Source organism: Salmonella sp. 32020114201800008SM, assembly GCF_017572025.1.
In the GTDB taxonomy this organism is placed as follows: domain Bacteria; phylum Pseudomonadota; class Gammaproteobacteria; order Enterobacterales; family Enterobacteriaceae; genus Salmonella; species Salmonella enterica.
Map to the genome: position 1 here is coordinate 108,921 of NZ_JAGEQM010000005.1, position 16,176 is coordinate 125,096.

Sequence of the window (16,176 nt, forward strand, 5' to 3'; positions counted from 1 at the left end):
TCGTCCTACCTTCAGGTTAGGCTTAATACCCGTGGGATTAAGCTACCCTTAAAGAATAGCCAATGCTCTGCTTAACTCCTGATAAAAATGAAACATCTGCGTTTACTCCTGTATTACGCAAAAAAAGGGTGACGATGCACCCCTGGTTTAACACAAATTTCCCCGCCGGATGGCGGCGCTGACGCGCCTTATCCGGCCTACAGAACCACACGCAGGCCCGATAAGCGCTGCAATAGCTACTACGCCAACTGGCGCAGCATTCGACGCAGCGGCTCGGCGGCGCCCCATAACAACTGGTCGCCTACGGTAAACGCCGACAAGAACTCTGGCCCCATGTTCAGCTTACGCAGACGACCAACCGGCGTAGTCAACGTGCCGGTCACCGCCGCCGGGGTTAATTCGCGCATAGTGATATCACGATCGTTCGGCACCACTTTCGCCCACGGATTATGTGCCGCCAGCAGTTCTTCCACCGTCGGAATGGATACCTCTTTTTTCAGCTTGATGGTGAACGCCTGGCTGTGACAGCGCAGCGCGCCGACGCGCACACACAAACCATCAACCGGAATCACAGCGGCAGTATTGAGAATCTTGTTGGTTTCCGCCTGGCCTTTCCACTCTTCGCGGCTCTGGCCGTTATCGAGCTGTTTGTCGATCCAGGGGATCAGGCTTCCCGCCAGCGGTACGCCAAAGTTATCAACCGGCAGCTCGCCGCTGCGGGTCAATGCCGTAACTTTGCGTTCAATATCAAGAATTGCGGAAGACGGCGTCGCCAGTTCATCGGCGACATGGCCATACAACTGACCCATCTGGGTTAACAGCTCGCGCATATGGCGCGCGCCGCCGCCGGAGGCGGCCTGATAGGTCGCGACGGATACCCAGTCAACGAGATTATGGGCAAAGAGACCGCCCAGCGACATCAACATCAGGCTAACGGTACAGTTACCGCCCACAAAGGTCTTCACGCCATTGTTCAGGCCGTCGGTAATCACGTCCTGGTTGACCGGGTCGAGAATAATAATGGCATCATCTTTCATGCGCAGCGTAGAAGCCGCATCAATCCAGTAACCCTGCCATCCGCTTTCGCGCAGCTTTGGATAAATTTCGTTGGTATAATCGCCGCCCTGGCAGGTCACGATGATATCGAGCGCTTTTAGCGCATCCAGATCAAAAGCGTCCTGTAGCGTGCCGGTGGAGGTGTCGCCGAAGGTGGGCGCCGCCTGTCCAAACTGGGAGGTAGAAAAGAAAACAGGGCGAATAGCGTCGAAATCGCGCTCCTCTACCATGCGTTGCATGAGAACAGAGCCGACCATTCCGCGCCAGCCGATAAAACCAACATTTTTCATAGCGTTTTTTTCCTGCAAAGAGATGTGCTGTGTATGCGCGCCAGTATCCTGTGGCGCATCCTTCACCATACAAAAAGCAGCCAAAGTCGCAAGTGAAATTAATCAATGATAGCGAAGCCATCAGTAATGCGACTTATCCTGCCTTACCGCGCAAGCAGAAAGTCCAGTGGCGATTATCAGGGAATTTGCGTTAGGAAGGGAATCATTTCCGTCGCTGTTTTATTGATCCTAATTATGGATCAGCGTAGAAATTTGCCTGCTTTTATGCGCGTACTGAAACATGGCGAGGCAAAATGTCGTTGGGCGATTGCCATGCACACCTCAATAAAAAACCGGGTAGCGATTACGCCTTACCCGGCTTACGGTGTCGATATGTGCCCGTTTCCAGGCCCGGTAAGCACAGCGCCACCGAGCAACAAGACTCAGCTCAGCAGTTGGAAAGCAATCATCCCGACAATCGCGCCGACCGTGCCGAGGATAGTTTCCATCATCGTCCAGGTCTTCAGCGTCTGCGCTTCGGTCGCGCCGGTAAATTTACCGAACAGCCAGAAGCCGGCGTCGTTAACATGAGAAACCACAATTGAACCGCCGGCGATACAGATAGAGAGCGCCGCCATCTGCGCGCCGGAGAAATTCAGTTGCTCAATGACCGGCATCACCAGACCAACCGCGGTTAAACACGCCACAGTCGCGGAACCCTGAATGATGCGCACCGCCGCCGCCAGCACAAAGCAGGTAATGGCAATCGGCAGTCCCATACCGGTTAACGCTTCGCCCAGCGCCGGGCCGACGCCGGAGTCAACCAGTACCTGTTTGAACACCCCGCCTGCGCCAATCACCAGCAGGATAATGCCCGCCGGTTGCAGCGCGTGGCCGCAGATTTCCATCACTTTGTCTTTCGGCATCCCCTGGCGCATCGCCAGGCCGTAAATCGCTACCAGACAAGCGACCAGAATCGCAGTGAAGGGGTGACCGATAAACTCAAACCATTCGTAAGCGGTGGAACCTTCCGGCACAAAACGCGCGGCGATCGTTTTCAGCCCTACCAGCACCAACGGCAGCAGGATCAGCGACAGGCTGAAGCCGAAAGAAGGCATTTTACCTTCACCCAGATGCGGCTCGGTAATGTCGTCAGGAATACGCAGCTCAACGTAGCGGCTGATAAAATTCCCCCACAGCGGCCCGGCGATAATCATGCCAGGAATGGCGGCGCACAGCCCAATCAGGATCATCCAGCCGAAATCAGCATGCATCTGGGAAGCCAGCAGCATCGGCGCAGGCCCAGGCAACAAAAACGCCGCGGCTGCCGCCACGCCCGCAAACAGCGGAATGACCAGCTTCACCAGGTTTGTGCCGGTATGACGCGCCATAGAGAATGCCACGCTTATCAACAGCACAATCGCCACTTCAAAGAACAGCGGAAGCGCACAAATCAGCCCGGCCAGGCCAATCGCATAGTGCGCGCGGTTATGGCCAAAGGATTTAAGCATTTTCACGGCTATCTGATCGACCGCGCCGGTTTCATGCAGAATCTTGCCGAACATCGCCCCCAGCGCGACCACAATCGCCAGGAAGCCCAGCGTGCCGCCCATCCCTTTTTCCATGGTCGCGGCGATTTTATCAAGCGGCATCCCTGAAAAAAGCCCCGCGCCCATTGAGACGACCATTAACGCGACGAAGGCGTGCATACGCGCCTTCATCACGAGAAACAGCAGCAGTAAGACGGAACCGACGGCGGTTAAAACCAGTGTTAATGTACTCACAGCGTACTGCCTTTATTGATGACCTCAATGGTGCTCGCCACGACGTCTTCCAGCGGCTGGTCGATATCCACCACCAGAACATCGCGTTCGTCGGCACCCGGCTCTTGCAGCGTTTCAAACTGCGTCACCAGCATCTGGGTTTTGAAGAAATGACCTTTGCGCGCTTTCAGACGGCTTTCAATGACGTCGAAATCACCTTTCAGGTAGATAAAGGAGAGGTTCGGGTTTCCCTCGCGCAGCAGGTCACGATAATGTTTTTTCAGTGCGGAACAGACGATCAGCGAGATTTTATTGGTTCGCTGCATCGCGAAAGCGGCGTCGTTCAGCGCCTGTAACCACGGTTTGCGGTCATCATCATTCAACGGCTCGCCGGAAGCCATTTTTTCAATATTGCAGCGCGGATGCAGAAAATCGCCGTCCAGAAACGCGGCATGAAGCTGATGCGCCACGGCGCTTGCGACAGCGGATTTACCGCTGCCTGATACGCCCATCAGAACGTAAACGTGGTGATCATGATTAGTCGTGCTCAAAGCGGGCCCCCACTCTACAAGTTGCAAAATTTGTTACGGGTAACTGTTATCGGTAACATTGTCCAACCGCACCATTCACGACGCAATGACCATTCGTGCCAAAAGTGAATAAGTGTGAGCTACTTCAAAGTTGTCAGACTAAATAGATCCGCCCGGTGACAAGGTGAAACCTAAATCTAACATTTTCGGCGTGACCGTTTCGCCGCGAATGCGGGCCAACAGACGTTCCGCGCCAATGCTGCCCATTCGCTCGCGCGGCGTCAGGACGCTTGCCAGACGCGGTTCCATCACCTGGCCGATGTCATGACCGTGGAACCCGGCGATCGCCATGTCGTCCGGGATTTTTAGCCCCAGGCGCTGGCATTCGAAGGCCGCCCCCACCGCCAGGTCATCGTTGGTGCAAAAAATACCGTCAAGCTGTGGGTATTCACGTCGCGCCTGGCGCATGAGTTCGATACCGGAAGAGTAGGATGAAGATTGCTCCATCATCACACTGTAAGGAACCAGGCCTGCGTCCCGCATCGCCTGTTCATAGCCCTTCTGCTTGATGATAGTACGTTCGTCGAGGCGCGCCCCCAGATAGGCGATATGACGATGACCACGCGCGATAATCGCGGCGGTCATCTGACGGGCGGCCTCGAAGTTATCAAAACCAACGGCAATATCGAGACACGGCGACTGGCTGTCCATCAGTTCCACCACCGGAATCCCGGCGACTTCGATCATTTTTAAGGTGCGCGGCGTATGGGTACGCTCAGTGAGGATAAGACCGTCGATATTCCAGGAGAGCATCGACTCCAGGCGCTCCTGCTCCATTTCGGGCTTATAGCCGTAGTGCGCCAGCATGGTTTGATAACCATGCGCGTCGGTGACGGCCTCAATGCCGCGTAACACTTCCGCAAAAACCTGGTTGGTGAGAGACGGTAACAGCACGCCGATAGCGCGACTGGTGGCGTTAGAAAGGATATCAGGAGCGCGATTGGGAATATAACCCAGCTCATCAAGTGCAGCGGCAATTTTGCCCCGCAGCGCCACGGAGACCTGCTCCGGGTTACGCAAAAAGCGGCTGACCGTCATTTTGGTCACGCCCACGCGGTCGGCTACATCCTGAAGTACGGGTCTTTTCTTTTTCATCGTCCTGAAAGGTATAAAAGGGATAGATTTGCCCAGTTTACCACGGACGTGCGGAATTAATGACAAACGATGAAAAGCCGGATGGCAACGCTTTCGCGTCTTATCCGGCCTACAAAAGGTTACAGCACGTTAAACTGGCGGCAAGTCAAACAGCAACACTTCACTGTCGCTATCGGCATGAATCGAGATTGCCTGCTCATCCCAAATCGCCAGGCCGTCGCTGGTCGTCGCTTTGGTACCGTTAATGGTCACGTTACCTTTTACCACCTGTATCCAGACGCGGCGCTCAGCGGCAATCTGATGCACCGACTGCTCCTCTTTGAGCAGCGCCCAGCGGTACAGCTCCATATCCTGGTGGACCTTCAGCGAACCATCGCGAGCATCTGGCGAAAGCACCAGTTGCTTGCCCTGCGCGGCGTCGAAGCGACGCTGTTCGTAGCGCGGCGTGATGCCGGTTTCTTGCGGAATGATCCAGATCTGGTACAGCCGCAGACGATCCGTTTTGCTCGGGTTGTACTCGGAGTGGCGAACGCCGGTCCCGGCGCTCATAATCTGGAATTCACCGGCCGGAACCTGTTCTTTATTGCCCATACTGTCCTGGTGTTCTACGGCACCTTCCAGCACATAGGTCAAAATTTCCATGTCTTTATGCGGATGCGTGCCGAAACCTTGGCCTGCGTCGATCACATCGTCGTTAATCACACGCAGCGCCGAGAACCCCATAAAGTTCGGATCGTAATAATCGGCAAAAGAAAAGGTATGCCAGGAGTCAAGCCAGCCATGATTCGCATGACCGCGGTCGTTTGCTTTGCGTAAGTAGATCATTGTGTTCACCCCCAGATGTTTTCGATGGAATAAGTGTGGACTCATTCCGTCCGGGATCATAGAGGGTGAAAATTGACTCCTCTGTTCAAATAATATGAATAAGCGCAGAGGAGTCTGTAAGGGCTATTTAGCGAGGGTTATCGTCGCAGGCGTTGCCTGTTCGAAAGCACGTTCGAGGATTTCCAGGTTGGTAAGAACTTCAGATTCCTTGACGTAATTAGGCGTACCGACGGTCAACGTCTGGTACAGCGCATCATAGACGCGGCCATAGTCACCCGTTTCCGGTTTCACCTCTTCTTTCACCGTAACGCCGTCGTCATTGACATACTCCAGCACACCGACGGATTCGTCAGCGGCAAAACCCGGCTCGCCAGGCATAATGTTCGCTTTCAGGCTGGTTTCTTGTTGATCGATACCGTATTTCACAAACGAACCTTTGGTACCGTGAACAATAAACTTCGGATAGTCGATTTTCACCAGATGGCTGGTTTTAACGATAGCCTTCAAATCGCCATAAAACAGTTGCGCTTCAAAGGTGTCATCCGGATTCGCTTTATTACGCAGGCTACGAATGTCATACGCGACATGATCCGGGCGGCCAAATAGCGAAATAATTTGATCCATGGTGTGGACGCCAAGTCCGTAGAAAGCGCCGTCCTGCGGCAGGCCCGGTTTGGTTTCTGCTACCGGGCGGTAATAATCGAAATGGCTTTCAATTTCGACAATCTTGCCCAGTTTGCCGCTCTCTATCGCTTTTTTAGCCGTGAGAAAACAGGAATCAAAACGACGATTCTGATATGGCGTGACGGTCAGTCCTTTGCTTCGCGCCAGGTCGAACAACACTTTTGCCTCCGCCAGCGTCGGCGTGAAAGGTTTCTCAACCAGCACATTTTTACCCGCTTCCAGCGCGCGTTTGGCGTATTCGAAATGGCTGTCAGCATGCGTACAGACGATCACCAGCTTTACCTGCGGATCGCCCAACACCTCATCCAGATCGCTGGTGAAGTGAATATGTGAATACTGTGGCGCCTGCTCTTCCGGTTTAGCGTGACGACGGAAAATATGTGCGACATGCCAGGTATCTTTACGATTCAGAACATAGGGGAGATGGTAACGGGTGGTACTTTTGCCGAATCCAATAAATGCGCAGTGTAAGGTCATGAGACGATCCTTTTGAAGATGATTGTTTACACCATAGCGCAAAGCGTGAGGAGACTGAATGTTGGATTCTTTGCCGGATGCGGCGTTGCCTTTTTGGGCCTACAAAAGCAGATGCCTCAAGATCGGGCGTAAGTGGCGCAGGCAGATTGTTCACGGCAAGCGCGCAGGGCCCGGAGCGTACTAAATGTACGTGAGGAGCACGAGCACTTCCCGGGGACAAAATGACAAGTAAGCCAGGCTGAAACAAAACCCAAAAAAAAAGCCAGCAAAAGCTGGCCAAAATAATACTGGAAGCAATGTGAGCAATGTCGTGCTTTCAGGTTCTCCGTAGGGGTTCCCCTGAACGCAATGCAATAATAATCATTCTCATTCGCACTTGTCTACTTCTTTTTGCAAAAAAATGCGGTTGACGGAATTTTCTTTCTCAGCGAGTGTAAATACACAATTAACCCTGCAGGAGATAAGGAATGAGTGAAATAGTGATACGCCACGCTGAACCGAAAGATTACGATGCCATTCGTCAGATCCACGCCCAGCCGGAGGTGTACCACAACACGCTACAGGTTCCTCATCCTTCCCTCGAAATGTGGCAGGCGCGGCTAACCGAGCAAGCCGGGGTTAAACAACTGGTTGCCTGCATTGACGATATTGTCGTTGGCCATCTTTCTATTCAGGTCACCCAACGCCCTCGCCGCAGCCACGTGGCCGATTTTGGTATCTGCGTGGATGCCCGGTGGCACAATCGCGGTATTGCCAGCGCGCTGATCCGCACGATGATCGACATGTGCGACAACTGGCTGCGCGTCGAGCGTATTGAGTTAACGGTATTTGTTGATAATGAGCCCGCGGTGGCGGTGTATAAGAAGTACGGCTTTGAAATCGAAGGCACCGGTAAGAAATACGGCCTGCGCAACGGTGAGTACGTTGATGCGTACTTTATGGCGCGCGTGAAATAGCGCTTCCCCGCCCCACCCTGTGGGGCGAAACGTCACAAACCTTCACAACATTCCAGTTATTGCAACCTACTTCCCCTATATCAAAACAATAACCATCTGAATTTCATGGTTATTGCCACTTTAAGCTTTATCACCGTTTTTTTCGTAATTTTAGCAATATTAATATTACATTTTTGTTTTTTTTTGGTTTCTGCCATCACTTTATGGTGACAATCACAACAATATACTCCTCCCGGGACTAATTTAACCACGGTGAGGTAAAAAATGAAATTTGAACGCCATCATAGAATATTGAAGGAACTCAGTATTTCGGGAGTTGTAAAAGTTTCAAATCTGGCGAAAAGTCTCAAGGTAACAAAGGAAACTATTCGTTCAGATCTCAATGAACTTGCCGGACAGGGATATCTTACTCGCTGTCATGGTGGTGCATTTATTACCCTTGATTCTCTTGATAACGTCGCAAAAAATGAAATTGCTTATGTGCTGGAAAAATATGAATCAGCGCAAAAAATAAAAAAAGGTCTCTCTGCCATGAAAAATAATGTATGTGTTATTGGCTCGTTCAATGTTGATATCATCAGTTATCTACCGAGATTACCCTCAACGGGAGAATCATTGCTGGCCGATAAATTTATTTTTTCACCCGGCGGTAAGGGATGTAATCAGGCATTAGCAGCAAGCTATGCCGATTCTGATGTGCATTTTATTACTAAAGTCGGCTCAGATCATTTTAGTGATTACGCCATTAATTTTATAAACTCATCAAAAATCCATAAAAGTGTTATCTACCAGACCAAAGAAACACAAACAGGTACAGCAACCATCATGGTGAATGGAGATACCGGAGATAACGTCATCGCTATCTACCCTGGCGCCAACATGACAATTTCCCCTGATGAAATCACCATTCAGAAAGAAGCCATTGTTCATTCAGATATTGTTCTTGTCCAACTGGAGACGAATTACGAAGCGCTGCAGCAAACAATTCGTCTCGCACAAAAAAATGACATACCGGTCATCATCAATCCAGCGCCATACAATGACATGGTTAACACCATCATTGATAACATTGATTATATTACGCCAAATGAAACGGAAGCAGGCCTGCTGGCCAATATGGTGGTTAATGATATCGAATCAGCCAAATGCGCGGCCAAAATTATTCATCAGAAAGGCGTCAAAAATACCATTATTACATTAGGTAGCAAAGGTTCGCTTGCTTATGATGGCACACAATTCATCTATTCCCCGGCATTTCCGGCAGTTGTAAAAAATACGGCGGGAGCGGGTGACGCTTTCAATGGCGCCCTCGCATCTGGTCTTGCAAAAGGAAAGTCACTGGCATCCGCATTGTGCTACGCCAGCGCATTTGCCTCACTTGCGGTTGAAACGCCTAATGCCTCTGATATGCCGGAAAACGACTCCGTTCTTCATCGTATTCAGGGTTCACATTACAAACAAACTATCTCTACTCACTAAATCAAGGAGCAGACTATGAACAATACGCAGAAAAAACTAAAGGTGCTCTTTATTGGAGAATCCTGGCATATTCATATGATTCATTCAAAAGGTTATGACAGTTTCACCTCCAGTAAATATGAAGAAGGCGCTACATGGTTACTGGAATGCCTGAGGAAAGGCGGCGTTGATATTGATTACATGCCTGCCCACACGGTACAAATTGCCTTTCCAGAGAGTATTGACGAATTAAACCGTTACGATGTGATTGTTATTAGCGACATTGGTAGTAATACCTTCCTGTTGCAAAACGAGACATTTTATCAGCTAAAAATAAAACCAAACGCTCTGGAGTCCATTAAAGAGTACGTCAAAAATGGCGGTGGACTACTCATGATTGGCGGTTATCTGTCATTTATGGGTATTGAGGCAAAAGCCAATTATAAGAACACCGTTCTTGCTGAGGTTCTGCCAGTTATTATGCTTGATGGCGATGACCGGGTAGAAAAGCCCGAGGGTATCTGTGCTGAGGCTGTCTCACCTGAACATCCTGTTGTTAACGGGTTCTCAGATTATCCGGTATTTCTTGGATATAACCAGGCCGTCGCCAGAGACGATGCCGATGTCGTATTAACAATAAATAATGACCCATTGTTAGTGTTCGGTGAATACCAACAGGGTAAAACCGCCTGCTTTATGAGTGACTGCTCCCCACACTGGGGAACCCAGCAGTTTATGTCATGGCCATTTTATACCGACCTGTGGGTCAACACGCTTCAATTCATCGCCAGAAAATAAAAAACAATGGAGTAACGAAAGTTACTCCTTTTATAAAATATAAGGATTGATGTATGAACAAGAATAAGTACTCAACCCCCTTACTGATGCTTGCCACCATCTTAGCCGGTATGCTTTCCCCGATGCAGTCTGCCGTTAATGGGCAGTTAGGACATTGGTTACAAGACGGTAATGCTTGCGCAGTAATCTCGTTTGCCAGCGGTCTGGTCGTCATGTTTTTTATTATTATTGCGCGCAAAGAAACACGCCAGCAATTCGCCTCAATCCCTACTCTGATTAAAAAGAGAAAAATTCCGCTATGGAATTGGTTTGCAGGATTATGCGGGGCGATGGTCGTATTTTCTGAAGGCGCATCCGCCAGCGCGCTGGGCGTTGCCACCTTTCAAACGGCATTAATTTCCGCTCTGCTTCTTTCCGGCCTGCTGTGCGACCGTTTTGGCGTCGGTGTGGAGGAGAAGAAATATTTTACGCCATGGCGCATTACTGGCGCATTGTTCGCCGTTATCGCCACCATTTTTGTCGTGTCGCCACAGTGGCACTCAACCTCGTTTATCCTGCTCGCTATCCTCCCCTTTTTGGCCGGGTTACTCGCTGGCTGGCAGCCTGCGGGGAATGCGAAAGTCGCCGAGGCAACGGGCTCCATGCTGGTGTCCATTACATGGAACTTCATCGTCGGCTTTTGTGTCCTGGGCGCAGCGCTGGCGATACGTATCGCATTAGGCCATGTCACCATTCAGTTACCCGATACATGGTGGATGTATCTCGGTGGTCCGCTGGGTCTGCTGTCCATCGGGCTAATGGCGATTCTGGTGAGAGGCTTAGGGCTATTGATGCTGGGCGTAGCGTCAACAGCAGGCCAACTGCTTGGCTCAGTGCTAATTGATGAATTGATCCCTTCATTAGGCAATACGGTCTACCTGGTCACCATCATCGGTACGCTGTTCGCGTTAGTCGGTGCGATTGTGACCACCATCCCTGAATACAGAGCATCCAAAATGGCGCAAAGAATGGAGGTGTCAGAATGAAAGGTTTCCTGCAAACCGTAACAGGCCCGGTGGCGCATACGGATATGGGGCTGACGCTACCGCATGAACATCTGTTTAACGATCTGTCTTCGGTCGTAGACGAGCCACATTATGCTTTTTCACAGCAACTGGTGGGAAAGAAAGTCAGTGCTGACCTGCAGTGGGGGCTGAAACACGACCCATACTGCTGCGCCGATAACATGGACCGCAAAGAGATTGATGATGTTATCTTCGAAATCAATAACTTTATGTCTTTGGGCGGCAGGACGATTGTCGACGCCACCGGATCAGAATCCATTGGACGGGATGCCTCAGCGCTGCGAGAAGTTGCCTTAAAAACGGGTTTGAATATCGTTGCGTCATCCGGACCTTATCTGGAGAAATTTGAAAGCGCCCGGATCCATAAACCTGTTGAGCTGTTAGCCTCACTCATTGATAAAGAACTGAATCAGGGTATTGGCGAGACGGATATTCGCGCTGGCATGATCGGTGAAATCGGCGTATCCCCCGCGTTTACCCAAGCGGAGCGTAACAGCCTGCGGGCAGCGTCTCTGGCACAATGTAACAACCCCCACACGGCGATGAATATCCATATGCCAGGGTGGCTGCGGCTGGGGGATGAGGTGCTGGATATCGTGCTGGAAGAAATGAACGTCTCTCCGGCAAAAGTCTCGCTGGCGCATTCGGACCCTTCAGGAAAAGATGTCGTCTATCAACGTAAAATGCTCGACCGCGGCGTATGGCTTGAATTTGACATGATTGGTCTGGACATCACCTTTCCAAAAGAAGGTGTCGCGCCGGGCGTTCAGGAGACCGCAGATGCAGTAGCGAATCTGATTGCACTGGGTTACGCCGACCAAATCGTTTTAAGCCATGATGTTTTTCTCAAACAGATGTGGGCGAAAAATGGCGGAAATGGCTGGGGGTTTGTCCCGAATGTCTTCCTCGCCTATCTGGCTGCTCGCGGAGTAGACAACGATACTCTGCGCAAGCTTTGTATTGATAATCCAGCCCGATTACTCACGGCATAATCTGCAAATAGCCCGGTGTCTGACACCGGGCCTGGAATTAAAAATCAGTATCCCGCCGTTAAATCATCCACCGAACGCGGGTCGGAAGCGCCATACAGTTCACCATCCGGTCCAACCATAATACTTTGGGTGCTGCCCATCGCTTCTTTCAGCGCCACTTTCTGCCCTTTCTGTTCCAGCAACTTCAGCGTATCGGGACTGAAGCCCTTTTCTACCCGCAGTTCGTCCGGCAACCATTGATGATGGAAACGCGGCGCGTTGGTCGCTTCGGCGACGTTCATGCCAAAATCAATGCTGTTCACTACCATTTGCAGCACGGTAGTGATGATTCGACTCCCGCCAGGACTGCCGGTCACCAGCCAGGTTTTGCCATCTTTTACCACAATAGTGGGCGACATCGACGACAGCGGACGCTTCTTCGGACCGACCGCGTTAGCATCGCCGCCCACCAGGCCATAAACATTAGGTACACCGGGTTTAGCAGAAAAATCATCCATTTGATTATTCAGCAGAATACCGGTATTTCCCGCCACAATTCCTGTGCCGAAGGTGGTGTTCAGGGTATAGGTCACCGCCACAGCATTGCCGTCTTTATCCACCACCGAGAAGTGGGTGGTCTGGTTGCTTTCATACGGGGCGAGCTTGCCCGGTTTGATCTGACTGGAAGGCTTTGCCTTATTAATATCAATTTGATCGGCCAGCGTTTTCGCATAGGCTTTGTGGGTCAGCGCCTGCCACGGCACTTTCACAAAGTCCGGATCGCCCAGATACTCTGAGCGGTCAGCGTAGGCGTATTTTTCCGCTTCCGCCATGATTTGCATGGCATCGGCGCTGCCAAAGCCGTACTTCTTCATGTCGAAGTTTTCAAGAATATTAAGGATCTGTACGATGTGAATACCGCCCGAGGATGGCGGCGGCATGGAGAAGACCTGATACCCGCGATAGTCACCGCTGATTGGCGTACGCTCAACGGCTTTATAGCTGGCTAAATCCTCTTTGGTCATCAGACCGCCGTTCTTCTGCATTTCCCCGGCAATCTGGTCGGCAATCGCCCCTTTATAAAACGCATCCGGGCCGTTTTCGGCAATCATTTCCAGGCTTTTCGCCAGATTCTTCTGGACCAGCTTATCGCCTTTTTTCAGCGGCTCGCCATCTTTCCAGAAAATGGCTTTGCTGTTCTCATGATTAGGGATCACTTCGCTGCCGTAAGTTTTTAAGTCGTCGGCCAGCGCATCGTTAACCACAAAACCCTCTTCCGCCAGCTTCATCGCCGGACGCACCACTTTATTCAGCGGCATCGTGCCGTATTTCTCCAGCGCCAGCGAGAACCCCGCCACGGTACCTGGCGTACCGGATGCCAGATGCGACGTCAGCGACTTTTTCGCATCGGCGTTACCCTGATCGTCGAGGAACATATCACGGGTCGCGCCAGCAGGCGCCATTTCACGAAAATCGATCGCCGTGGTAGCACCATCTTTAGTGCGCAGCAGCATAAATCCTCCGCCGCCCAGATTCCCGGCTTGCGGATGCGTGACAGCCAGCGCATAGCCCACGGCGACGGCGGCATCCACGGCATTACCGCCCTGCTTTAAGATATCCACGCCAACCTGCGTCGCCATTGCATCCACGGACGCCACCATCCCTTGCGTCGCCCGCACAGGATGAAAGACATCTTCTTCAACACCATAGGAGACTGGCGGCGCGACGGGAGGATTGGCCACCGCGCTAAACGTCCCCCCGGCCAGCAGAGCGGCGATCGCCACCCAGCGCATAAACGTTGGTTTCATCGTTGTTTTTCTCCAGATCAATGGGTGTATGTCCCGTTTAATCCTGGTCCACAACGCTTAAAAAATCATCATCATGGCGAAATAGAGGTACACTTAAAAAGAGGCCTCATCGGGAGGAGACGACAATGAAACGCTTACTACTTATTACGGCTTTGTTACCCTTTGCTGTATTGGCCCAGCCAATTAACACTATGAATAATCCTAATCAGCCAGGTTATAAGATTCCCAGCCAGCAGCGTATGCAGACGCAGATGCAAACGCAGCAGATTCAGCAGCAGGGTATGTTGAAACAACAGATGCAAACGCAGGCGCGCAGCCAGCAGCAAAATCTACAGTCGCAGTTGAATGCCAATACGCAGCGGGTTCAGCAGGGACAGCCGGGCAACGGTATGCTCGGTCAGCAAACGCTGCCCAATACGCAGGGCGGAATGCTCAGCGGCAGCGGAAATCCGGACCGGATGCTAAACCATTCCCAGCCAATGTTGCAGCAGGACAGCGGGACGCCGCAGCCTGACATCCCGCTGAAAACCATCAGCCCTTAAAACTGACGGCCCTTAAAACTGAAAGTGAGGGCCGATGTCATCAATGCGATCGGTGCAGATACAATCCACGCCCCAGCGCAGCAGCTCTGCCGCCCGCTGGGGCTGATTGACGGTATACACCAGAATCCGCAGACCCGCGGCCTTAATCTCTTGCACTCGCGTCTCATCGAGTAATTTATGGTTGAGATGGAGGGAAACACAGCCCAGACGGGTCGTCAGTTCACGCCAGTCTTCACGCCATTTATCCAGCAGTAACCCGCGCGGCAGTTCAGGTGCTGCCGCCTGCGCCGCTTCCAGCGCCTCTATCTCAAAGGAAGAAAGCAGCGGCGGCGTCATCCCGGCCCACAGTTCGCGGGCGGCCAACGCCACGACGCGTCCTGTTAGCCTTTCGCTCCCCGTTGTCGGTTTGATCTCAATATTCGCCATCATGCCGTGTTTACGGCAGCGCTCCGCCACCTGCGAGAGCAGCGGCAGCGGCTCGCCTTTAAATTCGCCGCTAAACCAACCGCCAGCGTCCACACGCAATAAATCCTGCCAGTTCAACTCGCCCGCCACGCCCCAACCATTGCTGGTGCGCTCCAGGTTATCGTCATGCAGCAGGAAAATTTCGCCGTCTTTCGACAGCTTGGCATCAAACTCAATCATGGTGTGCCCGTATCGCGCGCCCACGTCAATCGCCGCCAGAGTGTTTTCCGGCGCCAGTTTACCGCCGCCGCGATGGGCGACAATGTGGGGATAAGGCCAGTTACTCATACACGTTGTCCTGTTTCGCCATCAAAAAGATGCCGCTGATGTTCCGGCAGATGCAGCCATAGCGTACTGCCCGCCGCCGGGCGCTGCTGATGCGCCAACCGCACCACCAGTTTCTGATCGCCCCAGCGCCCATGCGCCAGATTATCCGCGCCCAGAATCTCCAGCGTGTCTACCGTTAACGGCACGCCGCCTTCCGCCTGCGAGCTTAACGCAATATGCTCCGGGCGGATACCCAGCGTCATGTTACGTCCGGCATGACCCCGATAGTCCGCACCTATCGGCAACGCCAGACCGCCAGGCAATTCGAAACGGTCGCCGGAAGCGCTGATAACACCATCCAACAGATTCATCGCCGGGCTGCCAATAAAGCTCGCCACGAAGCGACTGGCCGGTTTTTCATACACCTCTACCGGCGTGCCAATCTGTTCTGCGACGCCTTTATTCATCACCATCACCCGCTGGGCCAGCGTCATCGCCTCTACCTGATCGTGAGTAACATAGAGCGAGGTGGTACGAAGGCGACGATGCAGATGTTGTAACTCCAGACGCATCTGCACGCGCAGCTTGGCGTCGAGGTTAGAGAGCGGTTCGTCGAATAAGAAGACTGCCGGCTCGCGGACGATCGCGCGCCCCATTGCCACGCGCTGCCGTTGACCGCCGGAAAGCTCGCGTGGACGGCGTTTAAGCAGGCCGTCCAGCTCCAGAATGCGCGCCGCCTCCCGCACGCGTTCTTCAATATGCGCTTTGCTCATACCGCGAATTTTCAGCCCCCACGCCATGTTCTCCTCTACGCTCATATGGGGATAGAGAGCATAGTTCTGAAATACCATCGCGATGCCGCGATCTTTGGGCTCCATCTCGGTGACACGTTTGCGATCAATCCAGATATCGCCGCTGGTCACGCGTTCCAGACCGGCCACCATCCGCAGCAGCGTTGATTTGCCGCAGCCGGACGGCCCGACCATCACGATAAACTCGCCATCCGCCACGTCCAGCGTCAGCGGTTGAATGACCTGGGTTTTGCCGTCCCAGCTTTTGGTTACTGCCTGTAGTTTTAAACCAGCCAT

Annotated in this window: 15 protein-coding genes and 1 pseudogene; 7 read left to right on the forward strand and 9 right to left on the reverse strand. The window is 52.3% G+C overall.

The annotated features are described in order from the left end of the window. Positions 1-239: 239 nt before the first annotated feature. Positions 240-1,346 (reverse strand): aspartate-semialdehyde dehydrogenase, encoded by a 1,107-nt coding sequence (gene asd, locus J4613_RS14675; protein ID WP_000799937.1) that lies wholly within the window; start codon positions 1,344-1,346, stop codon positions 240-242. A 126-nt stretch (positions 1,347-1,472) separates the two neighbouring features. On the opposite strand from asd, the pseudogene J4613_RS14680 reads away from it, so the two are divergent. Beyond that, positions 1,473-1,846 (forward strand): annotated as a pseudogene (locus tag J4613_RS14680) (MarC family protein); the annotation flags it as partial. On the opposite strand, the gene gntU reads toward J4613_RS14680, so the two are convergent. From gntU to J4613_RS14705, 5 genes are all read right to left on the reverse strand, one after another. Beyond that, on the reverse strand, positions 1,769-3,109 hold the full coding sequence (gene gntU / locus J4613_RS14685) for a gluconate transporter (RefSeq protein ID WP_000105950.1): 1,341 nt from the start codon (positions 3,107-3,109) through the stop codon (positions 1,769-1,771). The pseudogene J4613_RS14680 and the gene gntU overlap by 78 nt on opposite strands. Beyond that, a complete protein-coding gene (gene gntK, locus J4613_RS14690) occupies positions 3,106-3,639 on the reverse strand; it encodes a gluconokinase (RefSeq protein WP_000108340.1) in 534 nt (177 codons plus the stop codon). The genes gntU and gntK overlap by 4 nt, the downstream gene beginning before the upstream one ends. A 138-nt stretch (positions 3,640-3,777) precedes the next feature. Continuing rightward, positions 3,778-4,773, reverse strand: a complete 996-nt coding sequence (gene gntR / locus J4613_RS14695; RefSeq protein WP_000730239.1) for a gluconate operon transcriptional repressor GntR — start codon at positions 4,771-4,773, stop codon at positions 3,778-3,780. Between the two features lie 129 nt (positions 4,774-4,902). Further along, positions 4,903-5,598, reverse strand: coding sequence for a pirin family protein (locus J4613_RS14700; protein ID WP_000639790.1), 696 nt, complete (start codon positions 5,596-5,598; stop codon positions 4,903-4,905). A gap of 123 nt (positions 5,599-5,721) precedes the next feature. Continuing rightward, positions 5,722-6,759, reverse strand: coding sequence for an oxidoreductase (locus J4613_RS14705; protein ID WP_000172396.1), 1,038 nt, complete (start codon positions 6,757-6,759; stop codon positions 5,722-5,724). A 467-nt stretch (positions 6,760-7,226) separates the two neighbouring features. On the opposite strand from J4613_RS14705, the gene yhhY reads away from it, so the two are divergent. The 5 genes from yhhY to J4613_RS14730 all read left to right on the forward strand — a co-directional run bounded on the left by yhhY (position 7,227) and on the right by J4613_RS14730 (position 12,027). After that, on the forward strand, positions 7,227-7,715 hold the full coding sequence (yhhY, locus tag J4613_RS14710) for an N-acetyltransferase (RefSeq protein ID WP_001290279.1): 489 nt from the start codon (positions 7,227-7,229) through the stop codon (positions 7,713-7,715). 264 nt (positions 7,716-7,979) lie between these two features. Beyond that, entirely contained in the window at positions 7,980-9,194 is a 1,215-nt protein-coding gene (locus J4613_RS14715) for a PfkB family carbohydrate kinase (RefSeq protein WP_079827707.1), read from the forward strand. Between the two features lie 15 nt (positions 9,195-9,209). After that, positions 9,210-9,971, forward strand: coding sequence for a glutamine amidotransferase (locus tag J4613_RS14720; RefSeq protein ID WP_001066509.1), 762 nt, complete (start codon positions 9,210-9,212; stop codon positions 9,969-9,971). A 53-nt stretch (positions 9,972-10,024) separates the two neighbouring features. Continuing rightward, positions 10,025-10,996: a DMT family transporter gene (locus tag J4613_RS14725; RefSeq protein WP_001038954.1), complete on the forward strand. Its 972-nt coding sequence runs from the start codon at positions 10,025-10,027 to the stop codon at positions 10,994-10,996. Continuing rightward, positions 10,993-12,027, forward strand: coding sequence for a phosphotriesterase (locus J4613_RS14730; RefSeq protein ID WP_080193346.1), 1,035 nt, complete (start codon positions 10,993-10,995; stop codon positions 12,025-12,027). The genes J4613_RS14725 and J4613_RS14730 overlap by 4 nt, the downstream gene beginning before the upstream one ends. Positions 12,028-12,071: 44 nt before the next feature. On the opposite strand, the gene ggt is transcribed toward J4613_RS14730, so the two are convergent. Continuing rightward, positions 12,072-13,814: a gamma-glutamyltransferase gene (ggt, locus tag J4613_RS14735; RefSeq protein WP_000805092.1), complete on the reverse strand. Its 1,743-nt coding sequence runs from the start codon at positions 13,812-13,814 to the stop codon at positions 12,072-12,074. Positions 13,815-13,939: 125 nt separating this feature from the next. On the opposite strand from ggt, the gene J4613_RS14740 reads away from it, so the two are divergent. Beyond that, a complete protein-coding gene (locus tag J4613_RS14740) occupies positions 13,940-14,356 on the forward strand; it encodes a DUF2756 family protein (protein WP_023224168.1) in 417 nt (138 codons plus the stop codon). Between the two features lie 12 nt (positions 14,357-14,368). Here J4613_RS14740 and ugpQ read toward each other — a convergent pair whose 3' ends face one another. Both ugpQ and J4613_RS14750 read right to left on the reverse strand, forming a co-directional pair. Further along, entirely contained in the window at positions 14,369-15,109 is a 741-nt protein-coding gene (ugpQ, locus tag J4613_RS14745; RefSeq protein ID WP_000073542.1) for a glycerophosphodiester phosphodiesterase, read from the reverse strand. Next, a complete protein-coding gene (locus J4613_RS14750) occupies positions 15,106-16,176 on the reverse strand; it encodes a sn-glycerol-3-phosphate import ATP-binding protein UgpC (protein WP_000907838.1) in 1,071 nt (356 codons plus the stop codon). The genes ugpQ and J4613_RS14750 overlap by 4 nt, the downstream gene beginning before the upstream one ends.